This window comes from Brevibacillus sp. NRRL NRS-603 (assembly GCF_003013445.1).
Lineage (GTDB): Bacteria > Bacillota > Bacilli > Brevibacillales > Brevibacillaceae > Brevibacillus > Brevibacillus formosus.
On sequence record NZ_PXZN01000183.1, the window covers coordinates 1 to 1,014 of the forward strand.

Sequence of the window (1,014 nt, forward strand, 5' to 3'; positions counted from 1 at the left end):
GTGGACGGATTCTTTATTCCAAGAACGGTACGAAAAAAATGAGGATTGCGAGTCTGACCAAAACGATGACAGCAATCGTAGCGATCGAGATGGGCAAATTGGATGCGCAGATAACGGTACCGCCACAAGCGGTGGGTGTAGAAGGCTCATCGATCTACTTGAAAAATGGAGAGAAGCTTACGCTGGAGGAACTGCTGTACGGTTTGATGCTCCGATCTGGCAATGACGCAGCCGTCACCATCGCAACGCACATCGGAGGGTCAGTGCCCGGATTCACTTACTTGATGAATGAAAAGGCTGCAATGATTGGAATGGAGCATACGAATTTCACCAATCCGCATGGTTTAGATGACAGTAACCAGCATTACTCCACGCCGGAAGATATGGCAAAGCTGTCCGCCTACGCCTTACATAATCCGGTGTTTCGCCAAATCGTCTCAACGAAAGTCAAGGATATTTCATGGGAAGGCGAACAGTGGGACCGGCGCCTACTGAACAAAAACAAGATGCTTCACCTTTATAATGGCGCTGATGGTGTGAAAACGGGATACACCAAACTCGCAAAGCGCTGCCTGGCTTCCTCCGCCACACGGGATGGAAGGCAGCTGGCGACGATTACACTGAATGCTTCTGATGACTGGAACGACTCCGCCAAGCTGATGGACTGGGGCTTTGCAAATTATCCGCTACAGGAGCTGGTCAAGAAAGGGCAGGAGGTAAAGCCTGACACGCCAGTCACACTTGAAGCCGGAACTCATCTTGTCACAACAAACGATTTTCAGTATCCACTGCAAACGACAGAGACGATTCACAAGCGTGTCGTTATGGGAGAATCAATCGTAACATCGAAAATGAATGGTCAGCTGGCAGGGTTTCTTCAACTCTATTTAAAGGAAAAGATGATAGGGCAGGTTCCGTTGCTAGTTAGTGTGGATACCCCGACTTTAGCAGCTCCGCAAGGTTCACGCTCAATGTGGCAGCAGTTTTGGGGAATAGTGTCAGGGGGGCTGTGGA

1 protein-coding gene is annotated in these 1,014 nt (G+C 49.6%); it reads left to right on the forward strand.

The annotated features are described in order from the left end of the window. The coding region (locus tag C7R94_RS29790) for a D-alanyl-D-alanine carboxypeptidase family protein (RefSeq protein ID WP_106786057.1) at nt 1-1,014 on the forward strand (1,014 nt) is incomplete at both ends.